The 22,217-nt window shown below is 45.5% G+C and carries 21 protein-coding genes and 1 tRNA gene; 14 read left to right on the top strand and 8 right to left on the bottom strand.

The genetic code is table 11. From position 1 onward, the window contains the following. Positions 1-419: 419 nt before the first annotated feature. Both ACFS25_RS15660 and hemF read left to right on the top strand, forming a co-directional pair. On the top strand, positions 420-1,046 hold the full coding sequence (locus ACFS25_RS15660; RefSeq protein WP_381502746.1) for an AlbA family DNA-binding domain-containing protein: 627 nt from the start codon (positions 420-422) through the stop codon (positions 1,044-1,046). Positions 1,047-1,068: 22 nt separating this feature from the next. Continuing rightward, positions 1,069-1,995: an oxygen-dependent coproporphyrinogen oxidase gene (hemF, locus tag ACFS25_RS15655; RefSeq protein ID WP_381502743.1), complete on the top strand. Its 927-nt coding sequence runs from the start codon at positions 1,069-1,071 to the stop codon at positions 1,993-1,995. Between the two features lie 175 nt (positions 1,996-2,170). On the opposite strand, the gene ACFS25_RS15650 is transcribed toward hemF, so the two are convergent. Then, positions 2,171-2,611, bottom strand: a complete 441-nt coding sequence (locus ACFS25_RS15650; protein WP_381502740.1) for a response regulator — start codon at positions 2,609-2,611, stop codon at positions 2,171-2,173. Positions 2,612-3,041: 430 nt separating this feature from the next. Here ACFS25_RS15650 and ACFS25_RS15645 point away from each other — a divergent pair, with 430 nt between their 5' ends. The 4 genes from ACFS25_RS15645 (at position 3,042) to ACFS25_RS15630 (ending at position 5,689) form a co-directional block, all read left to right on the top strand. Beyond that, on the top strand, positions 3,042-3,359 hold the full coding sequence (locus ACFS25_RS15645) for a hypothetical protein (RefSeq protein ID WP_381502737.1): 318 nt from the start codon (positions 3,042-3,044) through the stop codon (positions 3,357-3,359). Between the two features lie 374 nt (positions 3,360-3,733). Further along, positions 3,734-3,874, top strand: coding sequence for a hypothetical protein (locus ACFS25_RS15640; protein ID WP_381502734.1), 141 nt, complete (start codon positions 3,734-3,736; stop codon positions 3,872-3,874). Positions 3,875-4,756: 882 nt separating this feature from the next. After that, a complete protein-coding gene (locus ACFS25_RS15635) occupies positions 4,757-5,188 on the top strand; it encodes a response regulator (RefSeq protein WP_381502732.1) in 432 nt (143 codons plus the stop codon). Between the two features lie 237 nt (positions 5,189-5,425). Continuing rightward, a complete protein-coding gene (locus ACFS25_RS15630) occupies positions 5,426-5,689 on the top strand; it encodes a hypothetical protein (RefSeq protein WP_381502729.1) in 264 nt (87 codons plus the stop codon). An 86-nt stretch (positions 5,690-5,775) separates the two neighbouring features. On the opposite strand, the gene ACFS25_RS15625 is transcribed toward ACFS25_RS15630, so the two are convergent. The 4 genes from ACFS25_RS15625 to ACFS25_RS15610 all read right to left on the bottom strand — a co-directional run bounded on the left by ACFS25_RS15625 (position 5,776) and on the right by ACFS25_RS15610 (position 9,070). Continuing rightward, positions 5,776-6,288 (bottom strand): response regulator, encoded by a 513-nt coding sequence (locus ACFS25_RS15625; protein WP_381502726.1) that lies wholly within the window; start codon positions 6,286-6,288, stop codon positions 5,776-5,778. A 229-nt stretch (positions 6,289-6,517) separates the two neighbouring features. Then, positions 6,518-7,624: a hypothetical protein gene (locus ACFS25_RS15620; protein ID WP_381502723.1), complete on the bottom strand. Its 1,107-nt coding sequence runs from the start codon at positions 7,622-7,624 to the stop codon at positions 6,518-6,520. Between the two features lie 445 nt (positions 7,625-8,069). Further along, the gene (locus tag ACFS25_RS15615; RefSeq protein ID WP_381502720.1) at positions 8,070-8,876 is read right to left on the bottom strand and encodes a hypothetical protein; all 807 of its coding nucleotides are present in this window, start codon (positions 8,874-8,876) and stop codon (positions 8,070-8,072) included. Between the two features lie 109 nt (positions 8,877-8,985). Next, positions 8,986-9,070 (bottom strand) — tRNA-Ser (locus tag ACFS25_RS15610). Between the two features lie 165 nt (positions 9,071-9,235). On the opposite strand from ACFS25_RS15610, the gene purL reads away from it, so the two are divergent. The 5 genes from purL to ACFS25_RS15585 all read left to right on the top strand — a co-directional run bounded on the left by purL (position 9,236) and on the right by ACFS25_RS15585 (position 14,677). Further along, positions 9,236-11,509, top strand: coding sequence for a phosphoribosylformylglycinamidine synthase subunit PurL (gene purL, locus ACFS25_RS15605; protein WP_381502717.1), 2,274 nt, complete (start codon positions 9,236-9,238; stop codon positions 11,507-11,509). Between the two features lie 101 nt (positions 11,510-11,610). Then, the gene (locus tag ACFS25_RS15600; RefSeq protein ID WP_381502715.1) at positions 11,611-12,414 is read left to right on the top strand and encodes an inositol monophosphatase family protein; all 804 of its coding nucleotides are present in this window, start codon (positions 11,611-11,613) and stop codon (positions 12,412-12,414) included. A gap of 14 nt (positions 12,415-12,428) precedes the next feature. After that, positions 12,429-12,980, top strand: coding sequence for a YfiT family bacillithiol transferase (locus ACFS25_RS15595; RefSeq protein WP_381502710.1), 552 nt, complete (start codon positions 12,429-12,431; stop codon positions 12,978-12,980). Positions 12,981-13,075: 95 nt separating this feature from the next. Continuing rightward, positions 13,076-13,231: a FeoB-associated Cys-rich membrane protein gene (locus tag ACFS25_RS15590; RefSeq protein WP_381502706.1), complete on the top strand. Its 156-nt coding sequence runs from the start codon at positions 13,076-13,078 to the stop codon at positions 13,229-13,231. A 51-nt stretch (positions 13,232-13,282) separates the two neighbouring features. Next, the gene (locus ACFS25_RS15585) at positions 13,283-14,677 is read left to right on the top strand and encodes a DUF4403 family protein (protein ID WP_381502703.1); all 1,395 of its coding nucleotides are present in this window, start codon (positions 13,283-13,285) and stop codon (positions 14,675-14,677) included. A gap of 11 nt (positions 14,678-14,688) precedes the next feature. On the opposite strand, the gene ACFS25_RS15580 is transcribed toward ACFS25_RS15585, so the two are convergent. Both ACFS25_RS15580 and ACFS25_RS15575 read right to left on the bottom strand, forming a co-directional pair. Continuing rightward, the gene (locus ACFS25_RS15580; protein ID WP_381502701.1) at positions 14,689-15,342 is read right to left on the bottom strand and encodes a DNA-3-methyladenine glycosylase family protein; all 654 of its coding nucleotides are present in this window, start codon (positions 15,340-15,342) and stop codon (positions 14,689-14,691) included. A 134-nt stretch (positions 15,343-15,476) separates the two neighbouring features. Continuing rightward, positions 15,477-16,622: a glycoside hydrolase family 18 protein gene (locus ACFS25_RS15575; RefSeq protein WP_381502698.1), complete on the bottom strand. Its 1,146-nt coding sequence runs from the start codon at positions 16,620-16,622 to the stop codon at positions 15,477-15,479. A 215-nt stretch (positions 16,623-16,837) separates the two neighbouring features. Here ACFS25_RS15575 and corA point away from each other — a divergent pair, with 215 nt between their 5' ends. From corA to ACFS25_RS15560, 3 genes are all read left to right on the top strand, one after another. Then, on the top strand, positions 16,838-17,920 hold the full coding sequence (corA, locus tag ACFS25_RS15570) for a magnesium/cobalt transporter CorA (protein WP_381502695.1): 1,083 nt from the start codon (positions 16,838-16,840) through the stop codon (positions 17,918-17,920). Between the two features lie 102 nt (positions 17,921-18,022). Beyond that, positions 18,023-20,545: a bifunctional UDP-N-acetylmuramoyl-tripeptide:D-alanyl-D-alanine ligase/alanine racemase gene (locus ACFS25_RS15565; RefSeq protein ID WP_381502692.1), complete on the top strand. Its 2,523-nt coding sequence runs from the start codon at positions 18,023-18,025 to the stop codon at positions 20,543-20,545. A 107-nt stretch (positions 20,546-20,652) separates the two neighbouring features. Then, complete coding sequence (locus ACFS25_RS15560) at positions 20,653-21,189, top strand: DUF4738 domain-containing protein (RefSeq protein ID WP_381502689.1); 537 nt, start codon at positions 20,653-20,655, stop codon at positions 21,187-21,189. A gap of 218 nt (positions 21,190-21,407) precedes the next feature. On the opposite strand, the gene ACFS25_RS15555 is transcribed toward ACFS25_RS15560, so the two are convergent. Then, the gene (locus tag ACFS25_RS15555) at positions 21,408-22,013 is read right to left on the bottom strand and encodes a hypothetical protein (RefSeq protein ID WP_381502686.1); all 606 of its coding nucleotides are present in this window, start codon (positions 22,011-22,013) and stop codon (positions 21,408-21,410) included. Positions 22,014-22,217 lie beyond the last annotated feature (204 nt).

The raw sequence follows: 22,217 nt of genomic DNA, 5'->3' as shown, positions 1-22,217 counted from the left end.
TATTCATATGAACAGTATGCAGCCTGGTAGTCCTAATAATTGAACAGTATATTTTCCCACTGTTTACATAAAATGAATCGACTGGTGCATTCAAAATCCTGCGATAAAGAGCGAGTTAGGACTAGAATATAGATCGTTGTCAGAAGAAGCCCGTTACTAATAACGTTATGAATAATTTAGTAGTAAATAAATAAAATAATGTCAAAATTTGCGCTTGTAAGTGGGCGACTGGTGCAGTGGTTGGATGCCATATAGCCTTACCCTTAATGACTATAATACTATTTGCGGTGTACCATGTCTGTGGCAGAGTTTCAGGCGAAGTTCCTTAATTTGATTTCTAACACTCAATGAAGAATATATATAAACACAGTGATTTGTTTTAGGAAGCAACAAACAACGGTGTGTCTGGTTTTGTCCCTATGACCCGTAATCAACTAGATGACCTAATTAGACAGGGTGAACATACCCGACTGGAGTTTAAACGTTCACTCTCTTCAGCCTACCGCATTGCCCGAACTCTGGCCGCTCTGGCTAATACTTCAGGTGGAACGCTGCTTATCGGTATCTCCGACAATGGTAAAATTGTGGGTGTCCCATCGGAGATTCGGGAGATGGAAAAAATTGAAGAAGCAGCGGACCGATTGGTTGAGCCTGCTCTCTCGATAAGCTATGAAATTATGGCTCCCGATGGCCGCTTGATCCTGATTATTACCATTCCGGAGAGCGATGAGAAACCACATTATGTAGTAGATGAAGCTGGTAAACGTACGATTTATGTTCGGGCGAAAGATAAATCTGTGCCGACAAGTAAACTCATTATCACACCCGAAATGGTGGATCGTGAATTACTCAAATCGCCAATGGCGCGAACGCTGATTCAGTACTTGCGTAAGAATGAACACATTACGGCTGATAAGTTTGGTAAACTTATCAATATTTCAGACTACCGGGCAGGCAAACTGCTTCGGCAACTGGCCGAGCGGGGGTTGCTGCTATTGATTGATAAACCTCGCCCGGTACGCTATGCCCTAAAACTGGCAGAGTAATCCTTGTTGTATCTTTGCTGGTATGATAACGCAGGAAGAGACGGTTACTAAAGAAATAATCACGGCTTTTTTCATGGACCTTCAAGATCGCATCTGCCAATCTCTGGAGGATGCCGATGGGAGGGCACTGTTTCGGGAAGATGCCTGGGAGCGACCAGGTGGGGGGGGAGGTCGTTCACGCATACTCACTGACGGGGCCATTATTGAAAAAGGGGGCGTTGGATTCTCGGCTGTGCATGGCGAAGCCACAGAGGCTACATTGCGCGCCTTAAATCTTACGGAACCAGCCGAGTTTTACGCCACTGGCGTATCCATCGTGTTGCATCCGCGCAGTCCAATGATGCCGATTATCCATATGAATGTCCGGTATTTCGAAATGAGCACCGGGCATAACTGGTTTGGTGGCGGTATTGATTTAACCCCCCATTACGTTGTGGATGAAGACGCCCGCTGGTTTCACCAGTCTCTTAAGACCGTCTGCGACCGCCACGACCCAGCCTACTACACAACATTCAAACCCTGGGCCGACGACTACTTTTATATACCACACCGGCAGGAAACACGGGGTATCGGGGGGATTTTTTTTGATTACCTCAAGCCGACGGATACCTCTCAAAAAGCCAATTTGTTCGCTTTCGTACAGGATGTAGGGAATGCTTTTGCCCCGATTTATACGCACTTTATGCAACGCAATCGCGACATCCCATTTGGCGAACGCGAAAAAAACTGGCAATTGCTGCGCCGGGGTCGGTACGTCGAATTCAACCTGGTCTGGGACCGGGGCACAAAATTTGGGCTTGAAACCAACGGACGCACGGAGTCTATTCTGATGAGTATGCCCCCGCAAGCGAACTGGATATACGATTTTCGGCCCGAAGCCAATAGCCTTGAGGAGAAAACACTGGGTCTGCTTCGGAAAGGGGTGGAGTGGGTTCACCAGGATAAATAGAGGACCTGATGCTTTGCCGTACTAATTAGTAGTCTGGTTGCTAATTGCTGCCGACACTTATGGCAAGAGTACCTGACGATGATTTAAGTGGAGTCTGAAACTGACCATATTCGCCATTCAACAGGGTGTCATTTTGCCGGTAAATGATGAGTGTACTGGCACGGGTCGGTATCGATTAGTTCAACTTATGGAAACTGACTTTTGGCAGGGTAACCGTTTGGAACCAGTAAAGCCGTAAGTGACTTAGATACGTTTTCCATTCTTCATAGGTAAAGGGTTTAACCGTAAAGGAAGAAGCCCCAAATGAATAGGCGGTCTGAATATCACGTAGCAACTGGCTGATTGTGAACATCACAACTGGTAGAAGACGGGCCTTAGGATGCGTATGGAGTAACGCCAAAAGGCCGAATCCGGTCATCATGTCTTGTAAATTAATATCCAATAGGACTATCTTTGGCCCATATCCATCTAGATTATTGATGTATGTCAAAGCTCCTGACGAACTGTAGGCCTGGACAAAGGTAGCTTCTGGAAAGCTACTTCGTGAAGCCCGAATTAGTATCTCCATAAGTAGCAGATCATCATCTACCACTAGAATTAAAAATTTAGGCCGCATAATCGAATGGATATAAGCTGTAAGGTAGTTCCTTTTACGCCACATTCCGGTAAGCCTGAATTATTACTCTGTTAAAAATCCAGAAAGCATTAAACACAAACTGCGTGAGCGTATAAGAGATATGTGTAAATCGCTGTGTGTAAAGTAAATTTGACTCCCATTCCTTTTGCTTTACACACAACGGTACCAAGTATATTTACACAAGGTTAAATCAAGTTTTTTAGACAGATGTTATCCTTTTTGCGTTATAGTTATTTATGACTATCTCATATCGTCAGTTCAACTTAATAGAGTTGTTCCGCGCAATAAAAGGGCCTCTAATTTAAATAATAGTTCGACTTGGGAGAAAAAGTAGGCCACCTGAAAAGTACCTGGAATACAGTTCATTTTTAACCATCTTCATGTGAAGAATTAAAAACTTGGATATCGAATGCTTAACTCAGAGCCAACCAATTTTGCAAACCGCCGGGTAAGAATAATCCATCGGGATTATCCGGCAGACCGGGAACAATATTTGCAGTTACATTCTCTGCTTAAGATCGTGAGTGAGCGATACGCTTTGTTTGCTAGTGAACGGGAATATCACGCAGAATTTTACGTGCTCTTTATTAAACCCTGGACTGAGGATTTTGCAGTTCTGTATCGAAAGGCTTTTGGTAAAGCACCCACTGTACTGCCTATTCCTTACCAGTACGATTATTTACTGGAGACATCACAGATGTGGCCCCTTAAGCGAGTAAGCGACTAAAATTCCATTACGCATGAATTAACGCGCAAATAAATTCTGGACCTCTGGATTAACACCTTGAGTAGTACTCATCTTCCCGAAGAAAAGCGCACCTGATCGAACGAGCTATTCTGTTTGCCAATGAGCAGGTATCGTTTCCCCATATCAATGACCGGATTGATACAAGCGTGTCAACAACACATGACGCTGGCCGTGTAGGTGATCTCCTGAAGTTGTCTGTATCTCTATCGGCAAGATAAGCCTGTAAATGAGTACCTCCTCTGACATATAAGGGATTGTACATAAAGAGGTATTTCCCCCGCCAAAAAGGGGTAATATCCCCCTTTACGCTTGAGTGGTATACCCCTAGTTTTGCTCTACTAATCTCCTTTGGTATGGCCTCCTCAAAACCTTCTAAGGACTCACTCGCTTCGAGTCAATTCAAGAAATTATTTTACGAGTACCTTTTTGTGACCAATCGACGCTATGGCCAGCGCATTCTGCCGCAGGTTACTGAAACGAAAGCCAGTGCATAACGCTAGCTGTGTTCAGACACCCTTATTTATCGTACTTTGAGGCACATTTTTCAAGCTTAACCGTTACCCCGGTGCTCGTTGGGCAAGCCGTAGACCTCCGTACTTTTATCATACTTGCGGCCAGGCAAAACTTTACCGAATTAGTACTGAGCATAAGTGACGTAAAACGTGGCCAAAACTCTGTATTGATACCTTTTTGTAAGGACGCTTTGTGTTGTCACACAGAGTCTTTCATGCCTTCCTACCAGCACTTTCACCAGCCGGGAATATTAAAAAACTATCGGTAGCTTTCTGAAGCCTTGAATTAATAAACCAAGGCGCCCGGAGCCTCTCAACCTATTCGACGGTCGATAAGAAAGAATCATTATAAATCGCATTTTTGATTGGCTGCCTTATGAGGGAATTCGCGTCAGCCAGCTTAATAATTTCGGTTCGGGTCAGTACATTTTTAATCGTCTGGTATACGTAAAGTGTAACTGTCAACATAGCAGATATTATCGTCATTAAGGAAAATATGCTTAATTCAGCGTTGGAATTTCTTTTCTAAACCAACTATAAAGTGTTCAACTAATTAAGTTGTTGTTTTATCGCTACTGAGAAAATCGAGTAACTTCTTGCGAACCTTACTATATATGTGTAGACTAAGTTTTCTACATTGCGGGCTACTAACCAACGGCACTGCCGGTTAGTAGCCCGCAAAAGTCGTTGGCAGAACCAGAGTTTTGCACTAAGCAAAGTAAAGGTGCGCCTACTTATCAAAGTTCGTAGCTTACTTTTATTTGTCTACTTTTGTGCTACTCTATAAATAAGTAGAGCCCATTAATACTGTATTAGTATGAAGACACTCGTGACTATGTGTAAATCATACTTAACCTGTACACTATGACTAGTAAAGCGCCAATTGTTGTTATTGAAGATGATGAAGATGATCAACACTTAATTAAACTGGCTATTAATAGCCTGGAAATTGTAAATCCTCTACTCTTTTTCAGCAACGGAGTAGATGCTATACAGTACTTATCGTCTTCAAAAGAAGCGCCTTTAGTGATTCTCTGTGATGTTAATATGCCCAATATGAACGGGATTGAGCTTCGTCAAATTATTGATCTGGATGAATACTTGAAAATGAAGTCTATCCCTTTTGTCTTTTTAACTACAGCAGCAAACCCCACACTTGTAACTATGGCTTATACCATGACAATCCAGGGGTATTTCAAAAAAGCAACAGGTTTCGACTCTCTCAAAGAGCAAATGAACGCTATTGTCACTTACTGGGATAAATGTTTACATCCTAATACTAAATTAACCTACTGATATACATTGATAAGACAAATTATCCCTGTTCTTAACGAATGCAGTGGATAAGAGGTGAAACTATATATTTTTCGTCAAGTGTATAAAGAAAAAAGGCTTGTCTTAATCACTCATCTGCTTTGATTATAAAGCCTGTTCATGAGTAAAAATAATAGGTCATTAAGTATAAATGCCTTTGATAAATAACAATTAAGCTTGTTTATTGCTTCTACTACTCAACGCAAGTAAGTTCACTCTATGATCCTTTCTTTAACTACCATTACATCAGAAGCTGAATATCGCAACTTCTCTTGTCAATTTAGCGATCTTGAGACTGCTTTTGACCTGCTGAACGCTATTGTTTCGGAGGGAGACCAACTTATTGAAGCTGAACTTCTTGACAGAGATGAAAGGACACTACTACCTATTGAGGCATTTGATGGGGAATCCTGTATAATGCCAATTAAACAGTTGGAAAAACAATGGGAACAGATTCTAAGCAAACCTGTAACCTCAAGATAAGCTTATAGTAATGACTTATTTGTGCAGAATCACCATAGCTTAAGTGCCGGGAAAGCTATACTTTATTATATATACAATTTATTTAATTAAGATACATTATCGATAGGTAAGCCTAATAAAATTTTACTGGATATCGCATTTTGATGAGATGTTTCATGTATAGATTGTTTTTCAAACCAAACACTTGGTGTAGTAACTGTTTCAAACCAGTACTGCCGTAAAATCCTTACATAGGTTTTCCAGGCTTTGTAATCGTAGGGCTTGTTCGTATAAGAAGAAACTCCCAATTGGTAAGCCTCCCTAATCTTACTCGATTCATTGATGGAAGAAAGTATAACAACGGGTATCAAATGCCCTTGAGGATGTTTGCGGACAAAAGCCAGAAAGTCCAACCCATCTCTGCTAAGTTGTAAATTAATGTCAAGGAGAATGAGGTTTGGCCCATAACCCTCTAAATTCTCTAAATAGTGTTCGGCTTCCTCAAAACAGCTTGCATACAAAAAGGTCGCTTCGGGAAAATCATATTTGGCAACTCGATTTAAAATATCTACAACAGAAGGCTCGTCATCCACTAACAATATAAGAAACTCAGACAGCATAGGTAGGTTTATGGGTACTTGTTACGTTAAGTAAACCAAATATATACTATTTTGAATTAGTATATATTCTTGCCACCTGGGTCAAAGTCTCCTCTTTGAGAAAAATTGAACTGCCTTCGTTGTTCGGGCGCTGCTGTGAAGTATTCATCCCGTAGGGTAGTTTGGAGTTCTGAACTCGAAAATACCCATCACCCTCTGGGACTAAACACCTAATCTGACATTCATAATACTAAAATCCTTTTCGCCCTAAGGGTTTAATGGATTCTCTCAGAGCGGCACTTTTTATCCATCCCTTTATTGTTAAAATATCCGTTGAGGATAAATCGACGGATCCATAATCATTATTAGGACCCGCATTAGATCGATGTTCTATATATTCATCATCCATTTCTAAATATTCATCTAGTGAATTAAATTCACGAAGCTCTGGTGCTAATATGAACGGCTTACCCACGTGAGCCTCTAGTGAATAGGTTTTTCCAGCATAAGAGCCAATAGACGTTTTCGCATGGTGACCGAATGCGAAGGCTGCATCCTTCTTATACCTTAAAGTATCCTTTCTAGGCCCATTCTTAAGCAAGTCTCGAAATACATCCTTTAGCTCATCATCTTTTATATTCCCACGTTCTATTTCTTGCCACAAACTCCTCATTGTTTCTCCTTCCAATTCACCAAGAAGCCTGCTAGCGAATGCTCCGCAGTCATTATCAGCACTAGCACCAAATACAATTACACCTAGTTGGTTTTGCCGTTCAGTCAATAATGATGGAATTTGGGCACCCGGATGTAACTTACGAAACTGACTCTCCATACCAAAGCGCGATAAACTACCCTCTTCATTTTGCAGTAGTTCATCTCTTAGATTATATAACTCTTTTTTGAAATCACTACGCCAATTACTAAGACTTGTTTTATACTTATCTCCGGCCACACTTTCATCAGTAAGCTTATAATCAACAAATGCATAAAGTTCATTTGCAGTGGCAGCAAAAGCCTCCAGTTGATCTAATGTTGTTGGCACCTCGCCAAATACCAAATTATTCACTAGGGGATTTATTTCTGCGTATTTGTCCGCTGGTATAAAATCCAGTATTTCTGCAGCAATTTCTCGTATAGATTTAGTCACACTAACTAGTACAGGTGTTCTTTGATTGGCTGCCTCCTGCATTTGGTGTCCTTTACTAACAACACTACTATTTTTAATTGATTTGTAAAAGTCCTTTAATTTATTTGATTTTTGTCTGTGATCTACATCAGAATTACTACCCGACTGATTAGAATTTCCTCTCGATTGTCCGGTTTTTCCGCCTTGTTTACTTCTAAGCCCGTCTAGCATATTAGTTAAGTTTTTAAAATAAGTAAACCAAATCCACCTGATCGACTACAAGTTACCCCCAATAAATAGTATTATAGCTAATCAATTTTGGTTGACGTTTGTAATAAACTGCCTTAAAATAAACAACAAATAGATTGAATTACAAGACAAAATTAAACCAATAAGAAGTTTCAAGTATTAATGGGCTAAACGCTTTGACAATAAAGTGTACTACCATAAGCTGTGCCTGCATTGCAACGGTAAGTACGAAAGTGTCAGAATGGATTCTGCTTTCTGTTGATATAGGAGCGCAAAAGCAGAAAGACTTATAAATAAAGCCTCATGTAATATGAGGATTTATGAAAAAACAACAACCAGTAAATGAAATTTCCCTAATAACTCAATTTCATTTTCACCCTTCTATGGAAAACATAAATAATAAATTTCTCTAAAAAATACAGTGAATTCACCATTGGGTTTCTATTTTATCATTTATAACTTTTTGTCCGCTTTTTATTTTTAAATATTTATATAACTTACTTTCATAAAATTGTTTTTGTTTTAAATAAAATACACGTATTTCATTATTTTCTACTCTTTTTTCTGTTTCATAGTCATGATATAAATTGTCGTACTGGAGTGTGTCTTTTATATGATTAGCTAAGCCTATATAACTATTAATTTGATAAATTTCTAAATGGAACTTTCTGAGCATGTCAGGATTTTCAAAAAGAATGGGATTTGTAGATTGATTTTGCAAAAAAGATAATACATAATGAATAGATTTAATGTCGTCGTTGTCAAAACGTCGAACAAAATCTATACTATTTATAATTTCACCATATTTTTTAAGATTACTTCCAAATAGATTAAGATTCTTTAAAACTTGTATTCTATTGTTATCATTAACTATCTTTAGTTGAGCTTCAAATACTTTAAGTTGATTTCTATTAATCTCTGCCAAAGTATTTCCTTGAGCAATATCATCTTCTCTTTTGCGTGTTGCCAACTCAATTTGAAGTCGGTTCAGTTCTAAGTCTTTTATAGCTAATAAGCTATCACTTGAGTATTGTTTTTTCACACGTACCCATGTTAAACTATCTTTAATTTCCTGCTTTATAGATACTGAATCACTTAAAGCAATTTGCTTATTAGCATAATTAATTTGAACCAGAATTGCAGCTATTGCAACGAATGTTGCAGGAATTATTCCTACTAAGGCATTTGCAATAGCTGCTTGAACAGATGCTTTGTTTATCCAATGCTGGGCCATCTTAACTGTTCCGAAGGAGATGAGAGCGGTTAGTGTCTTATTTAAAGGATATAAATAATCATAAAAAAGCCTCAAAACGTTGATTTTGAGGCTTTTAAGAAAGAGTTTGCAGAGAGAGAGGGATTCGAACCCCCGGACCTGTAACAGTCTTCGGTTTTCAAGACCGACGCAATCGACCACTCTGCCATCTCTCTTTCTGGATGCAAATATACAAACGTTCGGAGATTTGTCAACCATAACGGGCCAATTTCAGCCAAAAACCGTAGTTTTGCCAATATATAATGATTGAGAGATTGTCCTGTTGAAGGATGGAATAAACCATTTTATACGTCAATACTCAGTCATTCAATTATTTAGAAATGGACGCAACCGAATCGCTACCCTCGCTTGAAATCGCCCGTAAACTGGGCTTATTACCGGACGAATTTGACCGTATTGCTGAGATCTTAGGCCGTAAGCCAAATTTTACGGAGTTGAGTATCTTCTCGGTGATGTGGTCAGAACACTGTTCTTATAAGAATTCTATAATCTGGCTTAAAACTCTGCCCCGTGATTCGGACCGGATGCTTGCTAAAGCCGGGGAAGAAAACGCTGGTCTGGTGGATATTGGCGATGGGCTGGCCTGCTCGTTCAAAATTGAATCGCATAACCACCCGTCGGCACTGGAACCGTATCAGGGCGCAGCAACGGGTGTCGGCGGTATTAACCGCGACATTTTTACGATGGGTGCCCGGCCCATTGCGCAGTTGAATTCACTTCGGTTTGGTGATCTGACTCTGGCAAAAACCAAGCGGTTGCTGCGGGGCGTTGTGAAAGGTATCGGCGATTATGGCAATGCCTTTGGTATTGCAACTGTTGGCGGGGAGCTTCACTTCGACGAGTGCTACAACACCAATCCCCTTGTGAATGCGTTCTCGGCGGGTATTGTCGAGATTGGTAAATCCGCGAAAGCAACCAGCTATGGTGTTGGTAATCCGGTGTTTATCGTCGGGTCGGCAACGGGTAAAGACGGTATTCACGGGGCCACATTCGCGTCGGAAGATATTTCGGCGGCTTCGACCGATAAATTACCCGCCGTGCAGGTTGGTGATCCGTTCATGGAAAAACTGCTGCTCGAAGCTACCCTCGAAATCATTGCGACGGGTTACGTTATCGGTATTCAGGATATGGGGGCCGCTGGTATCATTTGCTCAACATCTGAAATGAGTGCCAAAGGCGAACACGGCATGATTATCGACCTTGACAAAGTGCCGACGCGTCAGGCAAATATGGCTCCGTTCGAGATTCTGCTGTCGGAATCGCAGGAACGGATGCTGGTTGTGATTGAGAAGGGGAAAGAGCATATTATTCAGGGTATTTTTGATAAGTGGGACCTCAACTGTGCTCAAATTGGTGAAGTAACGGCGCGGGGCGATAATGACCTGGGCCGACTGCATTTCTACCGGTATGGCGAACTCGTTGCCGACGTACCCGCCTATGACCTCGTGCTGGGTGGTGGAGCGCCCCAGTACGAACGTGAGTATAAAGAACCGGCGTATATTAAGGAGTATGCCAAATTCGATGCGTCGGATGTCGATACCATCGAGACCGACGATATCAAAGAAATAGCCGAACATTTGCTGGCGCACCCGAACATCTGTTCGCGCAAGTGGGTCTATGAACAATACGATTCAATGGTGGGTACGGGCAACCGCAGCACCAATGCGCCGTCTGATGCTGCGGTTGTGCGGGTGAAGGGCCCCGGATTACCTGCTACGGACAAATCTATTGTGATTACGGTCGATTGCAACAGCCGCTACGTGAACGCTAACCCGCGTCAGGGCGCTATGATTGCCGTAGCCGAAGCGTGCCGAAACATCGTTTGTACCGGTGGCGAGCCGCTGGCCGTAACCAACAACCTCAACTTCGGGAATCCCTACGTGCCAGAAGTATACTGGCAGTTTGTGGAGGCTGTGCAGGGAATGGGCGAAGCCTGTCGCCGGTTCAGCACACCCGTTACGGGCGGTAATGTTAGTTTTTATAACCAAAGTTCCGACGATGGGCCTGTATTTCCAACCCCGACCATCGGTATGTTGGGCCTGATGGAAGACCCGAACAACCGCATGACGCTCGACTTCAAAAACGAAGGTGATCTGATCTATCTGGTTGGTCCGTCCACAAATGACATTGCCTCGTCGGAGTACCTGTATTCATATCTCGACATAAAAGCATCACCCGCTCCGGACTTTAATTTTGACGACGAGTGGCATGTTCAGGAAGGTATCAAAACCTTAATTCGAAAAGGCTGGATTCAGTCGGCGCACGATGTGTCGGACGGGGGCTTGTTTATTACGCTGGCTGAGTCGGCAATGGCGGGAAGTAAAGGCTTCCAGATCACTACCAACAATCGGTACCGGCTAGACGCCTTCCTGTTTGGCGAGAGCCAGAGCCGGGTTGTCGTAACGGTTTCGCCCGAACAGCAGAAAATTGTCGAAGCCTATATGGATGATAGCATACTGCCCTTCAACCTGTTAGGTATCGTAACGGCTGGAACTGGTGCGTCGCCAATGTTTGTGATTGACGACACGCAAATTCTGTCTCTCGCCGAAGCGAAAGCCTTGTATGACAATGCATTGGGTGAAATAATGGCCTAAGAACTATTGAATAAGAATAAATTTAGTAAAACGGTCGATGATGCGCCAGACAATAAACTTGTTGGTGAGTCACCGACCGTTTTACCCGATACCTACTTCATATGACTACTGACTTAGCCGCGATTACCCGCGAGATTTCTACCATTGCCACCGATGCCGGAGCGTTTTTGCTTCAGGAACGGAGCCGTTTCCAGCCCGAAGCTATTGAATATAAGGGACTGAATAATCTGGTGTCCTATGTAGATAAAGAAACCGAAAAGCAGTTGGTGGAGAAATTGAGCCGCTTGCTGCCCGAAGCCGGTTTTATTACCGAAGAAGGTACGACGGGGCAGGATGCCGATCAATCGGCGCTGAACTGGATCATCGACCCACTCGATGGCACGGCTAATTTCATTCACAATTTGCCGGTATTCTCGGTCAGTATTGGGTTGGCGCAGGGCAATACACCAATTGCCGGTGTTATCTACGACCCCAACCGAGACGAGTGTTTTTCGGCCTGGCAGGGTGGAGGAGCCTATTGCAACGGAACGAAGATTTCAGTTTCGCCCGCTACCCAGTTAAGCGAGAGCCTGATTGCCACAGGCTTTCCGTATAATAGCTTCGACCAGATGCAGCCGTACCTGCAAATTTTGGAGTCGCTTATGAAGCAAACGCACGGGCTGCGCCGGATGGGATCAGCCGCCATTGACCTGGCCTACGTAGCCTGCGGGCGGTTCGACGCTTTTTACGAATACAACCTCAACTCATGGGATATGGCCGCCGGGGTGTTGCTCGTTCGCGAAGCCGGAGGCACCGTTACCGACTTTTACGGGGGCGACACGTTCCTGTTTCGGGGCGATGTAATTGCCGGTTGTGGTGTCCACCCCGAACTGATGCGGGTAATTCAAGAATATTGGACTAAATAATAATCCCTAAACGTATGCAGGATCTTGCCACTCTCCAGTATCCCATTGGTGACTTTGCCTATGGTCAATCGTTTTCAGATGGTGACACAAGGCAACACATTGCGGCCATTGACGAACTGCCTGTCAAGCTAACGGAACTGGTTGAAAAATGGAGCGATGACCAACTTGATACACCCTATCGGCCCGATGGCTGGACCATTCGGCAGTTGGTGCACCACGTAGCCGATAGCCACATAAATGCCTACGTTCGAATAAAATTGGCACTGACAGAACTCCATCCGACCATCACGCCTTACGAAGAAGGGGAGTGGGCCAAATTGCCTGATTCTGCCCTCGACATCGCGCCGTCGCTGATTATTCTTCGAAACCTGCACCTGCGCTGGGTAACGGTACTGGCCGCCCTGACCGAGTCGGATTTGGCTCGAACCTATTTCCACCCCGGCAGTCAGCGGACATTTGTGCTTCGGGAAGTCGTGGCCATGTATGCCTGGCATGGCGAACATCATTACCAGCATGCGTACCGACTGGCCGAGCGGAACGGTTGGCTTGAAAAAAATGTATTGTGAGTACTACTGAGTAAGGAATGAACTGTGTAGATTAACGAACAGGCTGGGCAAACTTTAGTCTACATGGTTCATTTATTACTGTATATTTATTCGCCATGCAGGAACTCATCATTTTTCTGATCTTTGCCGGTGCCTTGGGCTATTTAGGAAATCGGATTTACCAGAGCTTCGCCCAAAAAAAAGCCGGATGTGGTAAAGGATGCGGTTGTGCTACCGATGCAAGTGTATCGGTTAAACCGACCGAAAAGTGAATATACACGTCGCCGACCAACATTTTAAAAATTCGGCAGTTTATTCTTGCAATGAATGTTCTGCGAATCACTGGCCTTTTCGTTTTACTTGTTTCCATAATCAGCCTGGATGGGTGCCACCGCGTTCGGCCAGATGCCCCCGTTCAGCAGGATTTTGAACCGGCTATCTCTGACCCAGTCTCGTATGTGGCCGGGAGTCTTACATTTAATATCCGTGACTTAGAGGCTAAAATAAATAAGGGCCTTTCCACAACACTCGTTCCCGAAGCAACCTTTGAAGGCCGACCAGGTGAGTCTTGGCACTTACGGGTAGAACGCACGGGTCCTGTGCGTATTCGGTATGCCAATCGGCGGGTGTATTTCTCGGCTCCGCTACAAGTCTGGTACAGCAATCCCATTGGTCTTCGCAAGAGTAAAAATCGCAAAAGCCGTCCCTTATGTGCGCTTGGCGTTAATTTTACCAGTCCCGTTGGGGTAGACTCTCGTTGGCGGTTAACAACAAAATCCCGCTTTGAAGACTATCACTGGACGCAGGAACCCAAGGTGCAGCTTTTGGGGGTGAAAATCAGCGTCAGGAAGATCGCCGAAGGTATTCTGGACAAACGACGGGCCGATATTGAAGCGGCTATCGATATAGCCGTACACGATGGACTTCGGCTCGACGGAGAGGTAGGAAAAGTCTGGCGAGACATTCAAAAGCCGTTGCGAATCGCCAAAGTGCCTGAAAATATATGGTTGCTGCCTAAACCGTTCAGCATTGCCGTTGCCCCGGTCTATGGTAATGCGCGACACATTACGGTGCCCATTCAGATTGCGTTCCGGGTAAAGACACGTATTGGACCGGAGCCGGTGATTGATACGCTGGAGCGGTTACCCCGACTATTACGGCGAAACGTTCTGCCTGATTCTTCCCGGTTGGAAGTGCTGGCTTTCATTCCGTACACCGACGTGAATCACGTATTGGCCCGTACACTGGCTAAACAGAAATTTGACCTCGCCGGGGGGACCATTAACGTTAAAAGCGCGTCGGTTTATGGAAGTGGCCGACGGCTCATTCTGAAGGCTGATGTGGATGGAACCGTAAAAGGAACATTGTATTTTCACGGGAATCCTCAGTATGACACGCTCACCAATTCATTGCGTATGCAGGAAGTAGATTTTGATGTGGACACGAAAGAACGCCTGTTTTCTACGGCTGACTGGCTCTTGCATGACCACCTTCGCGACACGATTCAGGCGGTAATGGTAATTCCGCTACGTCAGCAAATGTCCACATTACCCGAAAAAATAGAAACGGCCTTTGCCCACGCTAAAGTCGGCCAGAAAACGGCACTTAGTATCAACACCTTCCGGTTAGTGCCCCAGCGAATCATTGTTCGGCCCGACGGGGTGCAGGTATTAATCAAGGTAAAATCGAAAGTGGCGGTAAGCATAAAACGGCTGTAACTAACCGTGCACTATTTTGCCTGCCATCGCCACAGATACCGGCTGGCAGTCGTGCGGTAAGGACGCCAGGATTCGGCAATCTCGTGCAGGACTTTATACAATGCTTTACCGGTTAGCCCTTCGGTTTGGTCGGGATAAGCGCGTACCATCCGCTGCCGGATAACCAGATCATCAATCGGAAAAACATCGGGTCGATCAAGCACGAACATCAGCAACATCTCCACCGTCCAGCGACCAACGCCTTTAATTGGTAACAAATACTGCACAATTTCTTCGTCGGTCATCGCATCCAAACGCGCTCGGTCAAAGGCTGGAATCTCGCTGGATTTATTGAGCGAAAATTCTGCAACACTTTGCAAATACTTGATTTTCTGAAACGATAGCCCCGCACTCCGTAACTCGTCGGTGGTTTTAAGCAATAGGGCGTCAGCCTGGGGGTAGTTATCAGGGAAGAGTGCCTGAAAACGGGCAAAAATTGCATCGGCGGCTTTCACTGAAATCTGCTGCGACACAATGCTTTCGAGCAGAGCCAGATAGACACGGTCCATCGCATAGGTATCGGCAGAGTCGTTGAGAGCCTTAGGCGCGGGCGTTTCGGCAATAATGCGGTCCATTACGGGATCCAGCGCAAGATGGGCAAGGGCAGGAGAGTTGGTGAGTAGCATAAATGGGGAAGAAAAGAAGGTCTAGTTGTGGCGTCGGGTTCATCAACCGATTGCTGGCGCGAACGAACCGGGCCGCTGACGTGGACGTTCGCGCCAGTTTCGGGCCGGTAAGGAATCTCACAAAAACTGTCCCATTACTTCGCCAATCCCTTTACCAGCGTATTCAGGAGTTTCTTTTGCTTTAGGTCGTACATGTATTCCCAGAACATTACACCCGCCAAACCCTTCGTCTTGATGTACTCGGTTTTATATGTAAATGATTCAGGGTCAGCGTAAGAGATAAACGTGTGCGATGTTGGGTTCCATAGGTAAGGGGCTTTTGCCTCAGCGTCCCAATAGCGGGTAAACCCGTTTTTGTCTATGTACTTTTCCGCCAACTCGTCGTAACTGATAAACGAGTGTTTGCCCGTTGCGGGTTGATAAAGACCATTGTCCTGATCGCGGGTATCCGCCCATCCACGTCCGTAAAAAGGTATCCCAAGCACAATCTTGCTGGCGGGCACTCCCGCCCGAATGTGGCCGTCAACGGCATCGGCGCTACTGTTGCGCGAGTGATCGCCCTTGGCCGATTGGGTTAAGGGGCTGTGGTGCCCGGTCACTTTGTCGTTGCCGTGATATAGATCGTAGGTCATAATATTGACGTAGTCCAAATACTGCTGCGCCTTTCCTAATTCAGTGTGGTTTACAAACGCCGTGTCGCCCCCGGTGGCGGCTGTTAGCAGGTAATGATTTGCGCCGGTGCGGTTGTCCTGTTGACCCTGTTTATCCAGTCCATCCCGCAATGCTTTCAGGAATAGGGTAAAATTGGGCTTATCTTCTGGTCGGAAAATGTTGCCTGCACCAACCTGGTCTGGGTATTCCCAGTCAATATCAATACCATCGAGCCGGTGTTTTTTCAGAATGGCTACGGCACTATTAGTGAATTTCTGGCGCGAGGCTTCCGTTAAAGCGGCATCAGAAAAGTATTTGCAGCCACCCCAGCCACCAATTGATAGCAGCACTTTCAGGTTTTTATTGGTCGCTTTCAGGGATGTCAGCGCATCCAGATTCGCCGAATCAGTTGGTTTGAGGGGCGCTATTTCTCCATGCTGGTCAGGAATGCCAAAGGCGTAGTTGATGTGCGTCAATTTCTGCGCGTCAATCTGGTCTTTAGTCCAGCCATCACCGGTCACGTAGCCAATGATAACATAGGGGTGCGGTTGTTGCGGTTGGGCTAGTATATTTTGTCCGAAAAGAGAAAGACCAACTAGAAAAGTGGCAAGAGAAACAGCGGTTTTCATAGTACGGATTAAACGGGACGTAGTAAAAAAGGCGAGGCTATCCGCCTGCCAGCAAAGGTACGTAGGTTCGACGATCAATCTCTGACCACGACCCGTAGAAACAGACGGGACGCAGAGTAAATATGATTTTCTGAACATTCGGTAACGTGCCGAGTAGTTGGTTTATCTTTGATCCAAAACTAAAGCCGTCTATAGGATGGCCTATTCGGTAAATTATGTCGAAACGCCGACGTCATCGCTCGGCCGAGAAAATGCTCGGCACCTCGCCCGGTACTCTCACCTATGTGGGGGAGGAAATCGAACACGCTACAAAAATTAAACGCATCGATTACAATGCGACCGAGTATCATATTGACGATCCCATTAAACTAAGTACCTGCCAGATTCCCGCTTCCGAAACACCCTACGTTAGTTGGATTGATGTGGACGGTATTCATGAGCCGAAAGTAGTAGCGGCTCTCGGTCAGCAGTATCACCTGCATCCGTTGTTGCTCGAAGATGTGATGAACACGGAGCAAAAGCCAAAAATTGATCTATACGACGACACCGTTGTCTTCGTAACACTCAAAATGCTGCACCACAGCCGCGCCCGGCAGGAAATTGACATTGAACACGTTAGCCTGGTATTGGGTAAAAACTACTTGGTTTCGTTTCAGGAGGAGCGGACAAAGGATATTTTTGAGCCAGTCATCGAGCGGATTAAAGCGTCGTCGGGCAAAACCCGACGTAATGGAGCCGACTACCTGCTTTACGCCCTGATGGATGTGATGGTAGACCATTATTTCGTTATTACAGAGCGTATTGGCGAAAAAATGGATGAGTTGGAAGAGCAAATCGTGCAGGAGCGGGCTACCCAGCAAACGTTGGGGACACTCTATACCCTAAAGCGCGAACTGGCCTTCATCCGCCGGACGGTCTATCCCTTGCGTGACGTATTGGGCGTGCTGTTGCGCGAAGAATCTGAGCTGATTCAGCATAGTACGCTGCCCTATCTGCGCGACCTTGCCGACCACGTTAATCAGGTAATTGAAACGCTGGAATCATATCGAGAGCTTATTGGTGGACTAATGGATGTCTATTATTCTATTGTTAACAACCGAATGAACTCCGTGATGAAGACCCTTACAATTGTATCGGCCATTTTTATTCCGCTGACTTTTATTGCGGGTATTTATGGCATGAACTTCGCGAATATGCCCGAATTACGTTCGCCAACCGGCTATTTTTGGGTCTTATTTGTCATGGCCTTTATTGCCATAGGCGAAATTGTTTACTTTAAACGACGCGGCTGGATGTGATCGTTGTCCATCTGGGTATAGTAGGGGGACTCAATTACATACAGGAATCCTGGACTAAAACAGCCGCCAATTAGCTCATATCAGGTTGTTTGATACAAAACTATGGTAGTGAAAGATTTTCAATTGATTAATCATCAATGGTTTACTGATTCAAGGCAGGTTGTTAGCCATGCCTCAGGTTCCTGGTTGGCTGATGCAGTTTTTTTTGCGATACAAGGCGAACATCACGATGGACATGAATTTATTGGTGAGTTATACCGGAAAGGCATACGCCAGTTTGTTGTTGAACGGTCGTCGCTAACGCCGGAGCGACGGGCAGAACTGGCGAACTATACAGATGCTCAATTTATTGAGGTAGATAGTAGCCTGCAAACGCTGCAAATGCTTGCCTCCGAACACCGTCGGCAGTTTCGCATTCCCGTCATTGGCATTACGGGCAGCAACGGCAAAACGATTGTGAAAGAATGGCTGGCGCAACTGGTGAGTGGATCATCGGCCTCCGGTGACTTTGTGGTTGCTAAAAGTCCCAAAAGCTATAATTCGCAGTTGGGCGTACCACTGTCGGTGCACGAATTAACAGAAAGCCACACGCTGGGCATCTTTGAGGCCGGGATTTCTAAAACCCAGGAGATGCAGGCATTGGAAACCATTATCCGGCCAACCATTGGCATTTTTACGAATATTGGCACAGCCCACGACGAAGGGTTTAGGACGCGCAAGCAGAAAGTAGCCGAGAAACTCAGGTTGTTTATTCATGCCAACACCCTGATTTACTGCACCGATTACGCCGATATTGATGAAGAAGTAAATCTGTTGCTAAAAGCCGTTAATCCCGATATGCGGTTCGTTACATGGTCGCTAACGGGGCAGAAGGCTACGTATCAGGGCGTATTGACTGGTGACCAGTTGCGACTGACAGACAGCAAGAATGGTTCATTAAACCTGACGTTAAGGCTACCCTTTACCGACCCTGCTTCTGTCGAGAATCTCATGCATTGCATCGTTACGATGCTGACGTTGCGGCCCTGGAATAGTGACGAATTGCAAAACCGCCTGAATCGGTTGCGGCCAGTTTCAATGCGGTTAGAGCAGAAAGAGGGCATCAACAATTGCGTGCTGATTGACGATTCGTATAACAATGATGTGGTAGGACTGCAACTTGCACTGCGTTTCCTGAATCAGCAACGTACCCGTAGCCGTCGTATGGTTGTTCTGTCTGATGTGTTACAGTCGGGCCAACCCGAAGATGAACTCTACGGACAGGTGGGCGCCTTGATGCGGGCCAATGAGGTCGAACAATTCGTTGGCGTCGGATTGGTGGTGAGCCGGAACGCCCAGTTTTTTCCTAAGAATAGCTTGTTCTACGCCACTACCGACGAGTTTCTGACACGTTTTCCCTTTAGCGAATTGCGCGATAGTGCCGTTCTGGTGAAAGGAGCGAGGCCATTTTCATTTGAGCGGATTGTGCATCGACTGGAACGGAAAGTACATGGCACCGTGCTCGAAATCAATCTTGATTCCTTGACTCATAATCTGAACTATTACCGTGAGAAGGTTGGTTCAGCCACGAAACTTATGGTGATGGTGAAGGCATTTGCCTACGGTAGCGGCAGCGCCGAGGTAGCACAACTCCTTCAATTTCACCGAGTTGATTGTCTGGCTGTTGCCTACGCCGATGAGGGTGTATCGCTCCGGCAAAATGGCGTCGATTTGCCCATTATGGTCATGAATCCAGCCCCCGAAACCTTTGCTACACTTCTTGAGTACAAGCTGGAACCCGAGATTTACAGTATGCGATTGTTGCGGGAATGGGGGAGGTTTGCAGCAGAGAGTAAGCCGCAGGGCGAAGGCGAGAACAAACCATTACCCACGGCTAGTTGCCCGTTGCATTTGAAAATCGACACGGGAATGCACCGGCTGGGTTTCCTGGAAAGCGAATTGCCAACCGTTGCTGATTATTTGAAACGTCATCCTATGTTGCGTATAGCAACGGTGTTTAGTCATTTAGTTGGGGCGGACGAGGCTCAGTTTAATTCGTTTTCGCGCGAACAGTACGAGACCTTTTTGCGAAGTACCGCTTTGCTTGAGGAAACGTTGGGGTACCAACCAACGCGACATCTACTCAATTCGGCGGGTATTGTACGGTTCCCCGATTATAAACTCGACATGGTTCGGTTGGGTATCGGTCTGTACGGCGTTGAAGCAAGCCAGATCGACCAGGCCGCTCTACAAACCGTTGGCACACTTCGTACCATTATTAGCCAGATTAAAACCGTAGGGGCGGGGGAGTCGGTGGGTTATAGTCGTCGGGGCGTACTCGACCATGAGGCCCGGATTGCTACCCTTGCCATTGGTTATGCCGATGGGTATGATCGTCGGCTTGGCAATGGTATCGGTGAGGTGTGGGTAAACGGAACGCGCTGCCCGACAGTGGGTAACGTCTGCATGGATATGACCATGATTGATATTACGGCAGCGTCGGCTAATGAGGGTGATGAGGTGATGATTTTCGGTGCAGAACTTCCCATTACGGAACTGTCCCAACGGATTGGCACAATTCCGTACGAAATCCTGACGGGTGTTAGTGAGCGTGTAAAGCGGGTGTTTTTTAAAGAGGGAAATTAAGTCAGATTAATTCGCTGATAACAATCTGATTGAAAAGCGTAAAATGATCTATAGCTACTTTCCACTAATAAGCCCGTTCAGCAACGGATAATTACGAAATTTACAGAATGAAAAATACACGTTTACTGCTTCTTGTCGTCGGTCTGCTATCAGCCTGCGGCCATACCGAAAACGCTAAGGAAAACGCCACCCGACCTACTAACTCACTTGCCGATTCAGTGGCGGCTCCAGCGCCCAAACCTCAGAACTGTCAGTCGATTGTGGCGGCAGACAAACTGGGCAAATCCAATGTGTTTCACGAATCAGCAAAACCGATAAACGTCACGCTGATACTAGATCAGGATACCAGCACAACACAGGCAGCAAACGGATGTTACTTCGATAACATGATTACTGTGCTGGCTACAAAAAAGTCGGGAAGTCGAGTATTTAAACGAACGCTGCTAAAAGATGATCTACTGTACTTTAGCAAAAAGGACGAAGCCATTGAGCAGGCTATCCTGCAAAATGTTACGTATAAGCCAACTTTTAACGGTCAGAAATACATTACCTTAAGCATGAGGCTGATCAATCCGGGCAGCCGGAAAACCACTGACTATACGGTGTTTATGAACTACTTCGGAGAGATCGTCAAAGTTAAGTAAGCTGACAGGCTTCAGACTGCATCAATTTTAGCGCTTCTGGGCTTGGGTCTGCATGTAGTATAGCTCAATATGGCTTCATTATCTATATTGAGCTATACTACATGCAGGGTCATCCACGCGGTAGTGGACGACCGAAGAACTAATGTCCTTTACTTTACGCTTACGCGGTTTTTGTTTGCTATTCGATCAGTGTAAGGCCGGGATAAGTCAGTCAGTGCCTACTTTCGAAATGTTGTAATACCCTCCTCATAGATACGTATTCCGGGTATATCCCGCACCCCGCTGGCAATAGCTGTTTTAATAGCCGCTTCATCGATCACCCAGTACCCATTGGGTACCTGATTACGATCAACGATGTCAAATGTCCACTTCATCTGCACTCCTTTGGGCTTGGCTGTCAGAGCCACATCGGGCATTAACCAAGTCGTTTCACCCGAGTGGGCGATAGCCGTTTGCCTGGCGGCTTCGGACTGTTGATGCTCCCTCACCCGCAGCAGTTCTCGATTGTAATGCTCTACAGCGTCTTTAAGTGGTTGCATGGCAGCCAGAATAGGGGCTGTCATCTCTTTTTCTACTTCCATCCAGTCATGTTTCTGTTTGTCGAGTTGGCGGGTTATCTTGAGTCGCTCAGCCGTAACGAGTTTGATTAACTCATGACCCTGGGCGACATGCTTAATTAAAGCTTCCTGCTGCTCGGGCGTACCGCAGACGGCGGGCTGCCGGTGTAGAAAGGCGACGTAATCAGATAAAGAAGCCTGAATGAATTCGCGCCCGCTTGAGTCATTCAGAGACAGGTCGGTGGTAGGTTTGGGTTGAATAGCCATACCCCTAAAAGCATTTAAAGGCCATAAATGTTGGCTAAAGTGTAGTTATTACTCGCCACAAGTAGCCTGTGGGTTATCCAAATTTCAGATCAGGACGGGTTACACTATTGTCTTGCTGGGGTCGCAACTAATAGCAACGGGGACTCTTCAACGGCCATTTAATGACAATGTCCTGCTGAAGATCACGAGCGAAGTGTAAGCCGG

The organism is Spirosoma flavum, assembly GCF_042686045.1.
Lineage (GTDB): Bacteria > Bacteroidota > Bacteroidia > Cytophagales > Spirosomataceae > Spirosoma > Spirosoma flavum.
Note: the sequence above shows the minus strand (reverse complement) of the source record. Positions and strands in the feature narration are given on the sequence as shown.